The following is a 15,000-nucleotide window of genomic DNA, read 5'->3' on the forward strand; positions in this document are numbered from 1 at the left end:
AATTGTTTTCACAGGCCTTGCGCGCAAGGCCCGCTTTCACTCATTGAAAGCTTGCAGCGGGGGTGAGTCATCCGAGACTTTCGGCTGACGTCAGCATGCCTTGTGGCGCACACCCTCCCGTGCAGCATGGGCAATACAGGCCTCGCGAAACGCCTGGAAAAGGCGCAGGGAGACCGGGTTTTCGGCGAAACGCCATTCAGGGTGCCACTGCACACCAAGCACGAAGCCCGGCGCATCCGGCATCGACACCGCTTCGATCAGGCCATCCGGGGCCCGTGCCTCGACGCGCAGCCCGGGGGCCAGGCGATCGATGCCCTGGCTGTGCAACGAGTTGACCTCGAATTGCGCAGCCAGGCCCAGGCGCTCGAACAACCCGCCAGGCTCGATGCCGACAGGGTGACGAGGGCCGTATTGCACCTCCAGGGGTGCGTCCTCAGGTTCGCGGTGGTCGAGGTAGCCAGGCAGCGCTTGCACACGCTGGTGCAGGGTGCCGCCAAGGGCCACGTTCAATTCCTGGAAACCACGGCAGATGCAAAACACCGGCACACCGGCGGCAATCGCTGCCTGCAGCAGCGGCAAGGTCAGGCGATCGCGCGCGCGATCATGCCGGGTACCCTCCGCGCTGGGGGCGCCATTGTAATGATGCGGCTCGATATTTGAAGGCGAGCCGGTAAAAAGAATGCCGTCGAGCCGGGCCAGCAACCCAGGGGTATCACTGCCCCCGTCGCGAGCCGGCAGAATCACCGGCAGCCCGGCAAAGCCGGCCGCCTCGACATACTTGTCGCCCACCGTGTGCGACGAGTTCTTCCCCACCTGCTGGCGGCAGGCGCTGATACCGATCAAAGGGACCGCATTTGCGCTCATGGGCTTACACCGTGTGCAGGTACCAGTTGTACTCGAGGTCGGAGATCGACACTTCAAACTCTGCCAGCTCGCTTTCCTTGCAGGCGACGAAGATATCGATGTAGTCCGGGCTGATGTATTGGTTGAGCACTTCGCTGTCATCCAGCGCACGCAGGGCATCGCGCAGGTTGTTCGGCAGCGTCTGCTCCAGCTGCTCGTACGAATTGCCCTCGATCGGCTCGCCCGGCTCGACCTTGTTGGTCAGGCCGTGGTGAATGCCGGCGAGAATGGCCGCGAGCATCAGGTACGGGTTGGCGTCGGCACCGGCCACGCGGTGCTCGATGCGCACGTTTTCGCTGCTGTCGGTCGGCACACGAACCGCCACGGTGCGGTTGTCCAGGCCCCAGCTTGGCGCATTGGGGACGTAGAACTGCGCGCCGAAGCGGCGGTAGGAGTTGACGTTCGGGCAGAGGAAGGCCATCGACGCCGGCATCGTCTCCAGCACGCCACCGATGGCGTGGCGCAGCTCGTCGCTTTGCAGCGGGTCGGTGTTGGCGAAGATGTTCTTGCCGGTTTTCTTGTCCAGCAGCGAGATATGCACGTGCAGGCCGTTGCCCGCCTGCCCTGGGTAGGGCTTGGCCATGAAGGTGGTGTCCATTTCATGGTCGTAGGCAACGTTCTTGATCAGGCGCTTGAGCAGGATCGCGTAGTCGCAGGCCTTCAGCGGGTCGGCAACGTGGTGCAGGTTGACCTCGAACTGCGCCGGGGCGCTTTCCTTGACGATGGCGTCGGCAGGCAGGTCCTGCTCCTTGGCCGCTTCGAGCATGTCTTGCAGGCAGTCGGCATATTCGTCGAGGTCGTCGATCAGGTACACCTGGGTCGACTGCGGGCGCTTGCCGGAAATCGGCGAGCGCGGCGGCTGTGGGCGGCCGTTGAGGTTGTCCTGGTCGATCAGGTAGAACTCGAGTTCGAATGCGGCACAGATATCCAGGCCCAGGTCATCGAACTTGCTCACCACCTGGCGCAGCACTTCGCGCGGGTCGGCGAAGAACGGCTGGCCTTCGATTTCGTGCATGGTCATCAGCAACTGCGCGGTGGGGCGTTTCTGCCACGGCTCGTTGCACAGCGAGCCGGGGATGGGGTAACAGATGCGGTCGGCATCGCCGATATCCAGGCCCAGGCCCGTGCTTTCAACGGTCGAGCCGTTGATGTCGAGGGCAAACAGGGACGCCGGCAGGTTGATGCCTTTCTCGTACACCTTGTGCAGGCTGGCCCGCTCGATGCGCTTGCCACGTACCACGCCGTTCATGTCGGAGATCAGCAGATCGACGTACTGAGTGTCTGGATGGGCCTGGAGGAAGTCTTTCATCTCGCTGGAAGAACTGGCGCACGGAGTGACCGACGTCATGGTGTACATCCTTTGATTTGCTGCGGCGATGTGGGGATACGGCTGGCGCCTCACGGGCGACGATGGTTGCAGCTGTTGTTTTTTTCACTTTCCCATCGTGGGGATTGGTTGCCCGACCGGGCGCATTGATTCCCAGGGGCGGTTCCACTATAAAATGGCCTCAACGCAACAGACATTGGCATTTCGGCAAGCAGAGCGTGCACCAATGCAATATCAGATTACCCATGCCGACCTCTCCCTGGTCCTGGCCCTGGAACGTGGCCGCTCCCTGGCAAAGGCTGCCGAACTGCTCAAAGTCGATGTTTCGACGGTGTTCCGTTCGATCCGCCGGCTGGAGTCGGCACTGGGCACGGCACTGTTCGTCAAGAGCCGTAAAGGCTACCTGCCGACCGACACGGCGCAGGCCTTGGCGGAGCAGGCCGAGCGCGCCGAGCAGGCGCTGGAGGCCGCACGCATCGCCATGACCAGTGGCGAGCAGGTAGTCAGCGGTACCGTTCGTCTGACGTGCACCGAGGCAGTGATGCACAGCCTGCTGTTGCCGGCATTGGCCGAATTCATGCCCAACTACCCGGCCTTGTCGCTGGAAATGGGCACTTCCAATACCTTCGCCAACCTCAGCCGGCGCGATGCCGACATTGCCCTGCGCCTGACCAACACGCCACCGGAGCATCTGGTCGGCCGCTGCCTGGGTTCGACTTCCTATGTGATCTGCGGCCAGCCGCAGTGGCGCGAGCGCCTGAACGAGGCGGCCAACAGCGTGCCGTGGATCGCACCGGACGATTCGATGCAGGACCACCCCACCGTGGTCTGGCGCAACCAGCAATACCCCGGGCTGAGCCCGCGTTACCAGTGCAGCGGCATGTCGACCATCGCGCAGCTGGTCAGCACCGGGTTGGGCGTGGCGGCGTTACCCGATTACATGGTGCACGCCTTGCCAGGCGTCGATGCGCTGAGCGGGCCGCTGGCCGGTTGCGACACCCAGCTGTGGCTGCTGACCCGGCCCGATTGCCGGGCATTGCGCTCGGTGCAGACGCTGTTCGAAGAACTGACCCCACGGTTGCGCGGCGCGATGTTGTGAGATACAAGATCAGGGTGTCTGTTGCGGCCCTTTGGCGGGCAAAGCCGTTACCACAGGGAGCGCTATGATCCGCACCCGGCAAAACATCGCTTCCCTATTGGCTGGTGATTTTTTAAACTATTGAGTCCGCCTGCCCAAATTGGGCTGCACGCCTACCGCATTTGCTACTGAGGAAGACCATGGCCCGCGTAACTGTTGAAGACTGCCTGGAACACGTGGATAACCGTTTTGAGCTGGTCATGCTCTCGACCAAGCGCGCCCGTCAGCTGGCGACCGGCGGCAAAGAGCCACGCGTAGCGTGGGAAAACGACAAGCCGACCGTTGTTGCCCTGCGTGAAATCGCCGAAGGCATCGTCACCAACGAGTTCATCGCCGCTGAAGAGATCGTCACCGAGGATCCGGTCTTCGCCGCGTTCGAGGACGAGTCCAACGAGGCTGTCTGATTGATGCCAGGTCGACGTCGCGCGGCACAAGGCCCTCTTCCTCTGCAAGAGGTGAACCCATGCCGGGTATAGAAGCCTTAGCCGAACGGCTGTCGACCTACCTGGGCCCCGAACAGGTCAACCTGGTTCGTCGCGCCTATTTCTACGCCGAACAGGCCCACGATGGGCAGCGCCGCCGCAGCGGCGAGCCCTACGTGACCCACCCGCTGGCCGTGGCCAGCATCCTCGCCGACATGCACATGGACCATCAGAGCCTGATGGCGGCCATGCTGCACGATGTGATCGAAGACACCGGCATCGCCAAGGAAGCCCTCAGCCAGCAGTTTGGCGAGACGGTCGCCGAGCTGGTCGATGGGGTCAGCAAGCTGACCCAGATGAACTTCGAGACCAAAGCCGAGGCGCAGGCCGAGAACTTCCAGAAGATGGCCATGGCCATGGCCCGCGATATCCGCGTGATCCTGGTCAAGCTGGCCGACCGCCTGCACAACATGCGCACGCTGGAAGTGCTGTCTGGCGAAAAACGCCGACGCATCGCCAAGGAAACCCTCGAAATCTACGCGCCCATCGCCAACCGGCTGGGCATGCACACCGTGCGCGTCGAATTCGAAGACCTCGGCTTCAAGGCCATGCACCCGATGCGCTCGTCGCTGATCCACCGGGCGGTCAAGAGCGCCCGCGGCAACCGCAAAGAGATCGTCGCCAAGATCGAACAGTCGCTGGCCAACTGCCTGGCCGCTGACGGTATCGAGGGCGAGGTCAGCGGCCGGCAAAAACACCTTTATGGCATCTACAAGAAGATGCGCGGCAAGCGCCGCGCCTTCAACGAGATCATGGACGTGTACGCCTTCCGCATCATCGTCGACAAGGTCGACACCTGCTACCGCGTGCTCGGCGCCGTGCACAACCTGTACAAACCGCTGCCCGGTCGCTTCAAGGACTACATCGCGATCCCCAAGGCGAACGGCTATCAGTCGTTGCACACCACGCTGTTCGGCATGCATGGCGTGCCCATCGAAATCCAGATCCGCACCCGCGAGATGGAAGAGATGGCCAACAACGGCATCGCCGCGCACTGGCTGTACAAGTCCAACGACGACGAACAGCCCAAAGGCAGCCACGCCCGTGCCCGTCAGTGGGTCAAGGGTATCCTCGAGCTGCAGCAGCGTGCGGGCAACTCGCTGGAATTCATCGAGAGCGTGAAGATCGACCTGTTCCCGGACGAGGTCTACGTGTTCACGCCAAAAGGCCGCATCATGGAGCTGCCCAAAGGCTCCACGGCCGTCGACTTTGCCTACGCGGTACACACCGACGTTGGCAACAGTTGCATCGCCTGCCGCATCAACCGCCGCCTGGCGCCACTGTCGGAGCCCCTGCAGAGCGGCTCGACGGTAGAAATCGTCAGCGCGCCGGGCGCCCGGCCGAACCCGGCCTGGCTCAACTTCGTGGTCACCGGCAAGGCGCGCACGCACATCCGCCACGCGCTCAAGCAACAGCGCCGCTCCGAGTCCATCAGCCTCGGCGAGCGCTTGCTGAACAAGGTACTGACCGGTTTCGACAGCAGCCTCGAAAAAATCCCCCAGGAGCGCATTCAGGCGATTCTCGCCGAATACCGCCTGGAGCTGATCGAAGACCTGCTCGAAGACATCGGCCTGGGCAACCGCATGGCCTATGTAGTCGCCCGCCGCCTGCTGTCGGCCGAAGGCGAGCAACTGCCGGCGCCGGAAGGCCCGCTGGCGATTCGCGGCACCGAAGGCCTGGTACTCAGCTACGCCAAGTGCTGCACGCCGATCCCTGGTGACCCGATTGTCGGCCACCTGTCGGCGGGCAAAGGCATGGTCGTGCACCTGGAGAACTGCCGCAACATCAGTGAAATTCGCCACAACCCGGAGAAGTGCGTGCAGCTTTCCTGGGCCAAGGACATCGCGGGCGAATTCAACGTCGAGCTGCGCGTCGAGCTGGAGCACCAACGCGGCCTGATCGCCCTGCTGGCCAGCAGCGTCAATGCCGCCGACGGCAATATCGAGAAGATCAGCATGGACGAACGCGACGGCCGTATCAGCGTGGTCCAACTGGTGGTCAGCGTGCACGACCGCGTGCACCTGGCGCGTGTGATCAAGAAGCTGCGTACCTTGACCGGTGTGGTCCGCATCACCCGCATGCGTACGTAGTCCGCCAACCGCAAGGAGTCATCATGAGCAAGTCCGTCATTACCAGCGACAAAGCCCCCGCCGCTATCGGTACCTACTCGCAAGCGATCAAGGCCGGCAACACCGTCTACATGTCGGGCCAGATCCCGCTGGACCCAAAAACCATGGAACTGGTCGAAGGCTTCGAAGCCCAGACCGTTCAGGTCTTCGAGAACCTCAAGGCCGTGGCTGAAGCCGCTGGCGGTTCGTTCAAGGACATCGTCAAGCTGAACATCTTCCTCACCGACCTGAGCCACTTCGCCAAGGTCAACGAGGTGATGGGCCGCTACTTCGAACAGCCTTACCCAGCCCGCGCCGCGATTGGCGTTGCCGCGCTGCCGAAAGGCTCGCAGGTCGAGATGGACGCGATCCTGGTCATCGAGTGATGCCCCCGGTGACGGGCGCTCTGCCCGTCACGCTCTCTCCCCCAAGGTTACCCACCATGCGTCAAGCACTGCCCCTCGCGCTGGCAGCCCTGCTTTTGAGCGGTTGCGCCAGTCATAAACCCGAAGACTTCAACGGCACCTGGATCAACCAGGATGCCATCAAAGCCGCCGTCAAGGGTGGCAGCCTGCGCCAGGCCCTGAATGAGCATGGCCCGGTGTTCGAGTGGAAACTCGATATTGCCGACCAGCAGGCCAGCTTCAGCAATGGTTTCGAGGCCGCCGATGGCCAGCTGAGCGCCACTGAAAAGCAGTGGCAGGCCAGCTTCCAGGGCGGGCAGACCGAGCAGCTTGAGCTGGACGGTGACGAGCTGAAAACCACTGACCAATCCGGTGCCAAGCAGACCTTCGTGCGCGCCAAGCAGCCGGGCAATGCGCCCCTGGGGGGCAGCTTCGAGAAGGCGCTTTATCAGGCTTACCTGGGCGGCGACTGGAAGATCGTCGAAGGCCAGGGCCAAGGTAGCGTGGTGCGTTTCGCCGATAACGGCGGCGTGACCGGCCTGCCCGGCCCGGACCGTTTCGCCCTGTGCCTGGCGGGCGATTGCGCGACCATGGGTGGCAGCAACGACAGCCTGTGGCTGGAGCGCAAGCAACGTGGTGCGCCGTTCATTCTCAAGCGTGATGGCGACAAGCTGGAGATTTTCCAGGCGGTGAACCGTGCACAGCCGGACGAGATGCCTGCATTGGCAGCCGGTTCTCGTCAGTGGGTGCTTGAGAAGAACTGAAGCCATTCGCGGCCCTGCCGGCCGCGGACCGGTCGGAAAGGGCCGCGAAGCGGCCCCAGGCCGTCAGCCTTTCCCTTGCAGAATGGCCGCATACCCTTCCTTGTAGCTCGGATATGCCGGCACCCAGCCCAATGCCCGCACGCGGGCATTGCTGCAGCGCTTGCTGCCGGTACGGCGCACACGCTGCTCATCCGACCACTCGGTAACCCCCATGTACCCGCGCAACCAGGCCACCACATCGGCCAACGGCGCCGGGTCGTCATCGACACCTATATAGCAATCGTCCAGCGCCACGCCGTCGGCATCCGCCTGCAGCAGGAAGGCCAGCAGGCTGGCTGCATCCTCGGCATGGATGCGGTTGCCATACAGCGGCGGCTGCTCGGCCACGCGATACCCCTGGCGTACCTGGCTCAACAGCCACTCACGGCCCGGCCCGTAGATACCGGTCAAACGCACCACGCTTGCCGGGATACCACTGGCCAGCGCCAGGCGCTCGGCTTCAAGCATTACGCGCCCGGAGTACCCTTCAGGCTCAGTGGCCGCCGTCTCATCGATCCACTCACCCTCTTGTTGCGCAAACACGCTGCTGCTGGACACGAACAACAGCCGTCGCGGGTGCTGCCCACGCGCTGCTAGCCATGCCAGCACATGGCGCAGGCCGTCGACATAGGCGGCCTGATACCCCGCCTCATCGTGCTGGCTGGCCGCCACGCAATACACCAGATAATCCGGCGCACGCTGCGGCCACGCTGCGGGGATGGCCGCATCGGACAGGTCGGCAGCCACCGGCACAACGCCCTCGGGCAGTTGCGCGATCGAGCGGCGCAAGCCGCTCACCTGCCAGCCACGGGCAAGCAATTGCCGGGCAAGCCGGCCACCTACATCACCACAACCTACGACCATTACGGACAGGTCCAACATCTCAAAACTCCCTAGACCAGTGGATCAAACCAGCCACGCTACACGATGGGCGGCTAGACGATAGGCGAAAAAAGCAACGAGATTACTTTTGTTAACAAGAATTACTTGCAATAATGGCGCCCCTATCTGTTCTCGGCCGCTCTCGAGGCCTTGGAGAACGTTCACTCTTTTTCTTCATCAGGTCCGGCTAGCATGACACGTACTCAACCCTCCGCTTCGCCAACCCCGTCGCGCGCCTGGCGTGCCATCGCCGCGCTGATGTTCAGCCTGGTGCTGGCCCCAGTGGCCATGGCCGATGAGCCAACCGCCAACGCCAGCACACCTGCTGCCGCTGCCGCCCCCGCTACTCCCGCCGCCGCCCCGGCCCCGGCCGCTGATGGCTCGGCGCCCGTTGCCGACGCGCCTGCCGCAGCCCCGGTCGATGCACCGGTCGCCGTAGACCCGGGCGTCGAAGCACTGGTCGAGGATACTACCCTGGGCATGGCCCACGACCTGTCGCCATGGGGCATGTACAAGAACGCCGACATCGTGGTGAAGATCGTCATGATCGGCCTGGCCATCGCCTCGATCATCACTTGGACCATCTGGATCGCCAAAGGCTTCGAGCTGATGGGCGCCAAGCGTCGTCTGCGCGGCGAAATCGCACAGCTGAAGAAGTCCGCCAGCCTCAAGGAGGCCAGCGAGGTCTCCAACAAGGAAGGCACCCTGGCCCACACCCTCGTCCACGATGCCCTCGAAGAAATGCGCCTGTCGGCCAACACGCGTGAAAAAGAAGGCATCAAGGAACGCGTCGCCTTTCGCCTGGAGCGCCTGGTCGCCGCCAGCGGCCGCAACATGAGCAGCGGCACCGGCGTACTGGCGACCATCGGTTCCACCGCACCCTTCGTCGGTCTTTTCGGCACCGTATGGGGCATCATGAACAGCTTCATCGGCATCGCCAAGACCCAGACCACCAACCTGGCAGTCGTTGCCCCCGGCATCGCCGAAGCCCTGCTGGCAACAGCCCTGGGCCTGGTTGCGGCAATCCCGGCCGTGGTCATCTACAACGTCTTCGCCCGCTCCATTGCCGGCTACAAGGCTCAGGTGTCCGACGCTTCTGCCCAGGTGCTGCTGCTGGTCAGCCGTGACCTGGACCACCAAGGCAGCGAGCGCGCCGCCCCGCACATGGTGAAAGTGGGGTAAGCCATGGGCCTGCATCTCAACGAAGGTGGCGACGACCTCGCCGAAAACCACGAAATCAACGTTACGCCGTTCATCGACGTCATGTTGGTACTGCTGATCATCTTCATGGTGGCGGCGCCCTTGGCAACGGTCGACATCAAGGTCGACCTGCCAGCCTCGACCGCCAAGCCGGCGCCGAGGCCCGAGAAACCCGTGTTCGTCAGCGTCAAGGCCGACCAGAAGCTGTATGTCGGCGACGATCAGGTACCTGCACCCGCGCAACTTGGCGCGATGCTCGACGCCAAGACCAAGGGCGACAAGGAAACGACCATCTTCTTCCAGGCCGACAAGGGCGTGGATTACGGTGACCTGATGGAAGTGATGAACAACATGCGCGCGGCCGGCTACCTCAAAGTCGGTCTGGTAGGTCTCGAGACGGCAGCCAAGAAATGACGAAGACGCGGCACAATCTGGCGCGTTACAGCGGCAGCCTGGCACTTGTGCTGGGTGTCCATGCCGTCGCTGTGCTGCTCACGCTCAACTGGTCGGTGCCTCAGGCCATCGAGCTGCCGCCGGCAGCGATGATGGTCGAGCTGGCACCGTTGCCGGAGCCTGCGCCACCACCTCCTCCCAAAGCCGCCCCACAGCCGCCGGCACCGGTCGAAGAACTGCCGTTGCCCAAGCTGGTGGAAGCGCCTAAACCCAAGATCGCCATCGCCAAGCCGCCCAAGCCGAAGGCCAAGCCACAGCCGCCCAAGCCTGAGAAAAAGCCTGAGCCGCCGAAGGAAGCACCTCCGACCGAGGAGGTGGTGGATGCACCGCCAAGCAATACGCCGCCCCAGAAGTCCGCAGCACCGGCACCGAGCATCGCGTCCAACAGCAACGCCCTGCCTACCTGGCAGAGTGACCTGCTGCGCCACCTGGCCAAGTACAAGCGCTATCCGGAAGACGCGCGTCGTCGCGGCCTGCAGGGCATCAACCGCCTGCGTTTCGTGGTCGATGCCGAAGGCAAGGTAGTGTCGTACGCCATGGCGGGTGGTTCGGGGAGTGCAGCACTGGACCGCGCAACGCTGGAGATGATCCGTCGCGCCGGCACGGTACCCAAGCCGCCACCGGAGTTGCTGAACAACGGCACGATCGAAGTCGTGGCGCCGTTCGTCTACTCGCTGGACCGCCGCTGAGACTTTTGTTTCTGTCACAAATCGGCAAGTCTGATAACGTGCGTCTATCGATTGCAGCCGCTATGCTGGGCTCGCAACTTCATGGACGCACGTTATGACCCTCACAGAATTACGCTACATCGTCACACTCGCCCAGGAACAGCATTTCGGCCACGCGGCCGAACGTTGCCACGTGAGCCAGCCGACCCTGTCGGTCGGTGTGAAGAAGCTCGAGGACGAGCTTGGCGTGCTGATCTTCGAGCGCAGCAAGAGCGCGGTTCGCCTGACCCCGGTCGGTGAAAGCATCGTTGCCCAGGCGCAGAAGGTACTGGAACAGGCCCAGGGCATCCGTGAGCTGGCCCAGGCCGGCAAGAACCAGCTGACCGCCCCGCTCAAGGTCGGTGCCATCTATACCGTCGGCCCTTATCTCTTCCCGCACCTGATCCCGCAATTGCACCGCGTGGCACCACAGATGCCGCTGTACATCGAAGAGAACTTCACCCACGTACTGCGCGAAAAGCTGCGCAACGGCGAACTGGACGCGGTGATCATCGCCCTGCCGTTCAACGAAGCCGACGTGCTGACCCTGCCGCTGTACGATGAGCCATTCTGCGCCTTGATGCCCGCCGATCACCCGTGGACGGCGAAAAAAACCATCGATACCGCCATGCTCAACGACAAGAGCCTGCTGCTGCTGGGCGAAGGCCACTGTTTCCGCGACCAGGTCCTGGAAGCCTGCCCGACCCTGAACAAGGGCGGTGAAGGCGCCCGGCACACCACGGTGGAGTCGAGCTCGCTGGAAACCATTCGCCACATGGTTGCCTCGGGCCTTGGCGTCTCGATCCTGCCGCTGTCGGCTGTGCACAGCCACCACTACGCGCCGGGCGTCATCGAAGTGCGCCCACTGACTGCACCGGCACCGTTCCGTACCGTAGCCATTGCCTGGCGTGCCAGCTTCCCGCGGCCCAAGGCAATCGAGATCCTCGCCGACTCGATCCGCCTCTGCTCGGTCGCCAAACCCTCTGCGGAACAGCCGGCCTGAGTCATGAGTGAGCTGTCGAAGGTCCCGGTCACGGTGCTCAAGGGCGTGGGCGATGCCATGGCGGAAAAACTCGCCAAGGTCGGCCTGGAGAACCTGCAGGACCTATTGTTCCACTTGCCGCTGCGCTACCAGGACCGCACCCGCGTGGTGCCCATCGGCGCCCTGCGCCCAGGCCAGGACGCGGTCATCGAAGGGGTGGTCAGTGGCGCTGACGTGACCATGGGCAAGCGCCGCAGCCTGGTGGTGCGCCTGGGTGATGGCAGCGGAGTGCTGAGCCTGCGCTTCTATCACTTCAGCAACGCGCAGAAAGAAGGCCTGAAACGCGGCACGCACCTGCGCTGCTATGGCGAAGCACGCCCTGGCGCCTCTGGCCTGGAGATTTATCACCCGGAGTACCGGGCGCTGAACGGCGACGAGCCTCCACCCCCGGTAGAACAGACCCTGACGCCGATCTACCCGACCACCGAAGGCCTTACCCAGCAACGTCTGCGCCTGCTCTGCCAACAGAGCCTGGGCATGCTTGGCCCGCGCAGCCTGCCAGACTGGCTGCCCGATGAGCTGGCCCGGGACTACCAGCTGGCACCGCTGGACGACGCCATCCGTTATCTGCACAACCCGCCGGCCGATGCCGACCTCGACGAGCTTGCCGAAGGCCAGCATTGGGCTCAGCACCGCCTGGCCTTCGAGGAACTGCTGACCCATCAGCTGTCGCAGCAACGGCTGCGCGAGAGCCTGCGCAGCCTGCGTGCCCCCGTGCTACCCAAGGCCAGCCGGTTGCCGGCGCAGTACCTGGCCAACCTGGGTTTCAAGCCGACCGGTGCCCAGCAGCGTGTGGCCAACGAAATTGCCTACGACCTTGCCCAGGCCGAGCCGATGATGCGCCTGGTACAGGGCGATGTCGGTGCCGGCAAGACGGTGGTCGCTGCACTGGCGGCGCTGCAAGCGCTGGAGGCCGGTTACCAGGTGGCGTTGATGGCGCCCACCGAGATCCTCGCCGAACAGCACTACATCACCTTCAAGCGCTGGCTCGAACCGCTGGGCATCGAGGTGGCATGGCTGGCTGGCAAGCTCAAAGGCAAGGCCCGCGCCAGTTCACTGGAGCAGATCGCCAACGGCGCACCGATGGTGGTGGGCACCCATGCGCTGTTTCAGGAAGAGGTCAAATTCAAGCACCTGGCCCTGGCGATCATCGATGAACAGCACCGATTCGGCGTGCAGCAACGCCTGGCCCTGCGCAAGAAAGGCGTGGCCGGCGAGCTTTGCCCGCACCAGCTGATCATGACCGCCACGCCGATCCCGCGGACCTTGGCGATGAGCGCCTACGCCGACCTCGATACCTCGGTCCTCGACGAGTTGCCACCCGGGCGTACCCCCGTTAACACCGTGCTGGTGGCCGACAGCCGCCGCTTCGAGGTGGTCGAGCGGGTACGCGCCGCCTGTGCCGAAGGGCGCCAGGCCTACTGGGTGTGCACCTTGATCGAAGAATCCGAAGAACTCACCTGCCAGGCGGCCGAGAGCACCTATGAGGAGCTTGGCAGCGCCCTGGGCGAGCTGCGGGTCGGCCTTATCCACGGGCGCATGAAGCCTGCGGAAAAGGCCGAGATCATGGCGCAGTTCAAGGCCGCAGAGCTGCAGCTGCTGATCGCGACCACGGTCATCGAGGTGGGCGTGGACGTGCCCAATGCCAGCCTGATGATCATCGAGAACCCCGAGCGCCTGGGCCTGGCCCAGCTCCACCAGCTACGCGGCCGGGTAGGCCGGGGCAGCGCTGCAAGCCATTGCGTGTTGCTGTATCACCCGCCGCTGTCGCAGATCGGCCGCGAACGCCTGGGGATCATGCGCGAAACCAACGATGGCTTCATCATCGCCGAAAAAGACCTGGAACTGCGCGGCCCTGGCGAGATGCTGGGGACCCGCCAGACCGGTCTGCTACAGTTCAAGGTCGCTGACCTGATGCGCGATGCAGACCTGCTGCCGGCCGTGCGTGATGCCGCCCAAGCCCTGATCGCGCGCTGGCCGGACCACGTCAGCCCGCTGCTTGACCGCTGGCTGCGCCATGGCCAGCAATATGGCCAAGTGTGACGCCAGTCCCAGAATGGATCCAGATTTGCGGCGGGACTGGTTATACTTCGCGTTTAAAAGAACGAGTGGATACGGACCATGACTGAAGTTGCCCTGGACACCGCAACCCCACACGCCCCCTCTGTCATCAGGCTGCTGCTCGATAAGGTGGGCGTCACCTACCGCGAAGTGGTCGAGCATGCGCAATTGCCCGCCGCCTCGCGGGTGCAGGCGGTCTTGCTCGACGACGAAATCGGCGCCCTGATGGTGTTGTTCCCACAGAGCCAGCTGCTTGACCTCAATCGGCTGGGCGAGCTGACCGGTCGCAAGCTGACGGCGGTATCGGTGCCACGGCTCAAGCAGATGCTCGACAAGCACCACCTCAAGCGCCTGCCGGGCATTCCGGCGCTGACCAGCTCGCCGTGCCAATACGAAAAAAGCCTGCTCGACTGCGAGACCGTGCTGATTCAGTCCGGTGAAGCCGGCCTGCTGCTGGAGATCGACCGCGCGAACTTCAAGCGCATGCTCACCAAGGCCAGCGCCAGCAGCTTTGGCCAGGAGGTCAAGGCCATCAGCCCTAACCTCGACCGGCCGCATGACGACCCTCACGAGATCAGCCAGGCCGTCCAGGCCTTCACAGCACGCCGTATCCAGAAGCGCCTTGAAGAAACCATCGAAATCCCGCCCTTGGCCGACACCGCGCAGAAGATCATCAAGCTGCGCGTAGACCCCAACGCCAGCATCGATGACATTACCGGCGTGGTCGAGACCGACCCGGCACTGGCTGCCCAGGTAGTGAGTTGGGCGGCATCGCCCTACTACGCCTCACCCGGCAAGATCCGCTCGGTGGAAGACGCCATCGTGCGCGTGCTGGGCTTCGATCTGGTGATCAACCTGGCCCTTGGGCTAGCCCTGGGCAAGACCCTGAGCCTGCCCAAAGACCACCCGCAGCAAGCCACACCGTACTGGCAACAGTCGATCTACACCGCAGCCATCATCGAGGGCCTGACCCGCGCCATGCCGCGGGCAGAACGCCCCGAAGCTGGCCTGACCTACCTGGCCGGGCTGCTGCACAACTTTGGCTACCTGCTGCTGGCGCATGTGTTCCCGCCCCACTTCTCGCTGATCTGCCGCCATTTGGAGGTCAACCCGCACCTGTGCCACACCTACGTGGAACAACACCTGCTGGGTATCAACCGTGAACAGATCGGCGCCTGGCTGATGAAGCTGTGGGACATGCCCGAAGAGCTCTCGACTGCGCTGCGCTTCCAGCACGACCCGTCCTATGACGGCGACTACGCGGCATTCCCCAACCTGGTATGCCTGGCGACGCGCCTGCTGCGTTCGCGCGGCATTGGCTCGGGGCCACAGGAGGAAGTACCCGATGAGCTGCTGGAGCGGCTGGGGGTAACGCGGGAAAAGGCCGAGGATGTGGTGAACAAGGTGCTGGAGGCAGAGACTTTGCTGCGCGAACTGGCTTCGCAGTTCCACGCCCCGCATTGATGCATATTGGCCCTGTGTGGGCGGGT

Annotated in this window: 14 protein-coding genes; 11 read left to right on the top strand and 3 right to left on the bottom strand. The window is 63.7% G+C overall.

Translation table 11 applies throughout. From position 1 onward, the window contains the following. Positions 1 to 90: 90 nt before the first annotated feature. Positions 91 to 864, bottom strand: a complete 774-nt coding sequence (locus tag PC358_RS20935; RefSeq protein ID WP_033702315.1) for a gamma-glutamyl-gamma-aminobutyrate hydrolase family protein — start codon at positions 862 to 864, stop codon at positions 91 to 93. A 4-nt stretch (positions 865 to 868) separates the two neighbouring features. Then, on the bottom strand, positions 869 to 2,212 hold the full coding sequence (locus tag PC358_RS20940; protein ID WP_371856399.1) for a glutamine synthetase family protein: 1,344 nt from the start codon (positions 2,210 to 2,212) through the stop codon (positions 869 to 871). A 244-nt stretch (positions 2,213 to 2,456) separates the two neighbouring features. Here PC358_RS20940 and PC358_RS20945 point away from each other — a divergent pair, with 244 nt between their 5' ends. The 5 genes from PC358_RS20945 (at position 2,457) to PC358_RS20965 (ending at position 7,126) form a co-directional block, all read left to right on the top strand. Beyond that, on the top strand, positions 2,457 to 3,329 hold the full coding sequence (locus PC358_RS20945; RefSeq protein WP_033702318.1) for a LysR family transcriptional regulator: 873 nt from the start codon (positions 2,457 to 2,459) through the stop codon (positions 3,327 to 3,329). A 179-nt stretch (positions 3,330 to 3,508) separates the two neighbouring features. After that, entirely contained in the window at positions 3,509 to 3,772 is a 264-nt protein-coding gene (gene rpoZ, locus PC358_RS20950; RefSeq protein WP_012312123.1) for a DNA-directed RNA polymerase subunit omega, read from the top strand. A gap of 59 nt (positions 3,773 to 3,831) precedes the next feature. Next, on the top strand, positions 3,832 to 5,940 hold the full coding sequence (gene spoT / locus PC358_RS20955) for a bifunctional GTP diphosphokinase/guanosine-3',5'-bis pyrophosphate 3'-pyrophosphohydrolase (protein WP_033702320.1): 2,109 nt from the start codon (positions 3,832 to 3,834) through the stop codon (positions 5,938 to 5,940). Between the two features lie 23 nt (positions 5,941 to 5,963). Beyond that, complete coding sequence (locus PC358_RS20960; RefSeq protein ID WP_033702322.1) at positions 5,964 to 6,344, top strand: RidA family protein; 381 nt, start codon at positions 5,964 to 5,966, stop codon at positions 6,342 to 6,344. Positions 6,345 to 6,400: 56 nt separating this feature from the next. After that, entirely contained in the window at positions 6,401 to 7,126 is a 726-nt protein-coding gene (locus PC358_RS20965; RefSeq protein ID WP_033702323.1) for a hypothetical protein, read from the top strand. A gap of 63 nt (positions 7,127 to 7,189) precedes the next feature. Here the strand turns inward: PC358_RS20965 and PC358_RS20970 are convergent, their stop codons facing one another. After that, positions 7,190 to 8,047 (bottom strand): SDR family oxidoreductase, encoded by an 858-nt coding sequence (locus PC358_RS20970; protein WP_033702325.1) that lies wholly within the window; start codon positions 8,045 to 8,047, stop codon positions 7,190 to 7,192. Between the two features lie 192 nt (positions 8,048 to 8,239). Between PC358_RS20970 and exbB the strand changes: the two genes are divergently transcribed. From exbB to PC358_RS21000, 6 genes are all read left to right on the top strand, one after another. Continuing rightward, entirely contained in the window at positions 8,240 to 9,229 is a 990-nt protein-coding gene (gene exbB / locus PC358_RS20975; protein ID WP_033702329.1) for a tonB-system energizer ExbB, read from the top strand. Between the two features lie 3 nt (positions 9,230 to 9,232). Then, positions 9,233 to 9,661: a TonB system transport protein ExbD gene (gene exbD, locus PC358_RS20980; protein WP_033702331.1), complete on the top strand. Its 429-nt coding sequence runs from the start codon at positions 9,233 to 9,235 to the stop codon at positions 9,659 to 9,661. Beyond that, the gene (locus PC358_RS20985) at positions 9,658 to 10,389 is read left to right on the top strand and encodes an energy transducer TonB (protein WP_033702333.1); all 732 of its coding nucleotides are present in this window, start codon (positions 9,658 to 9,660) and stop codon (positions 10,387 to 10,389) included. Before exbD ends, PC358_RS20985 begins: the two co-directional genes overlap by 4 nt. A 94-nt stretch (positions 10,390 to 10,483) precedes the next feature. Continuing rightward, positions 10,484 to 11,410, top strand: coding sequence for a hydrogen peroxide-inducible genes activator (locus PC358_RS20990; protein ID WP_033702334.1), 927 nt, complete (start codon positions 10,484 to 10,486; stop codon positions 11,408 to 11,410). Between the two features lie 3 nt (positions 11,411 to 11,413). Further along, positions 11,414 to 13,492, top strand: coding sequence for an ATP-dependent DNA helicase RecG (recG, locus tag PC358_RS20995; protein WP_033702337.1), 2,079 nt, complete (start codon positions 11,414 to 11,416; stop codon positions 13,490 to 13,492). A 78-nt stretch (positions 13,493 to 13,570) separates the two neighbouring features. Then, complete coding sequence (locus PC358_RS21000) at positions 13,571 to 14,974, top strand: aminoacyl-tRNA deacylase and HDOD domain-containing protein (protein ID WP_033702339.1); 1,404 nt, start codon at positions 13,571 to 13,573, stop codon at positions 14,972 to 14,974. Positions 14,975 to 15,000 lie beyond the last annotated feature (26 nt).

Source organism: Pseudomonas capeferrum, assembly GCF_000731675.1.
Taxonomy (GTDB): domain Bacteria; phylum Pseudomonadota; class Gammaproteobacteria; order Pseudomonadales; family Pseudomonadaceae; genus Aquipseudomonas; species Aquipseudomonas capeferrum.

Coding starts and splice junctions, on each gene's coding strand:
- PC358_RS20935 (WP_033702315.1), bottom strand. CDS start 864: ATGAGCGCAAATGCGGTCCCTTTGATCGGTATCAGCGCCTGCCGCCAG.
- PC358_RS20940 (WP_371856399.1), bottom strand. CDS start 2,212: ATGAAAGACTTCCTCCAGGCCCATCCAGACACTCAGTACGTCGATCTG.
- PC358_RS20945 (WP_033702318.1), top strand. CDS start 2,457: ATGCAATATCAGATTACCCATGCCGACCTCTCCCTGGTCCTGGCCCTG.
- rpoZ (WP_012312123.1), top strand. CDS start 3,509: ATGGCCCGCGTAACTGTTGAAGACTGCCTGGAACACGTGGATAACCGT.
- spoT (WP_033702320.1), top strand. CDS start 3,832: ATGCCGGGTATAGAAGCCTTAGCCGAACGGCTGTCGACCTACCTGGGC.
- PC358_RS20960 (WP_033702322.1), top strand. CDS start 5,964: ATGAGCAAGTCCGTCATTACCAGCGACAAAGCCCCCGCCGCTATCGGT.
- PC358_RS20965 (WP_033702323.1), top strand. CDS start 6,401: ATGCGTCAAGCACTGCCCCTCGCGCTGGCAGCCCTGCTTTTGAGCGGT.
- PC358_RS20970 (WP_033702325.1), bottom strand. CDS start 8,047: ATGTTGGACCTGTCCGTAATGGTCGTAGGTTGTGGTGATGTAGGTGGC.
- exbB (WP_033702329.1), top strand. CDS start 8,240: ATGACACGTACTCAACCCTCCGCTTCGCCAACCCCGTCGCGCGCCTGG.
- exbD (WP_033702331.1), top strand. CDS start 9,233: ATGGGCCTGCATCTCAACGAAGGTGGCGACGACCTCGCCGAAAACCAC.
- PC358_RS20985 (WP_033702333.1), top strand. CDS start 9,658: ATGACGAAGACGCGGCACAATCTGGCGCGTTACAGCGGCAGCCTGGCA.
- PC358_RS20990 (WP_033702334.1), top strand. CDS start 10,484: ATGACCCTCACAGAATTACGCTACATCGTCACACTCGCCCAGGAACAG.
- recG (WP_033702337.1), top strand. CDS start 11,414: ATGAGTGAGCTGTCGAAGGTCCCGGTCACGGTGCTCAAGGGCGTGGGC.
- PC358_RS21000 (WP_033702339.1), top strand. CDS start 13,571: ATGACTGAAGTTGCCCTGGACACCGCAACCCCACACGCCCCCTCTGTC.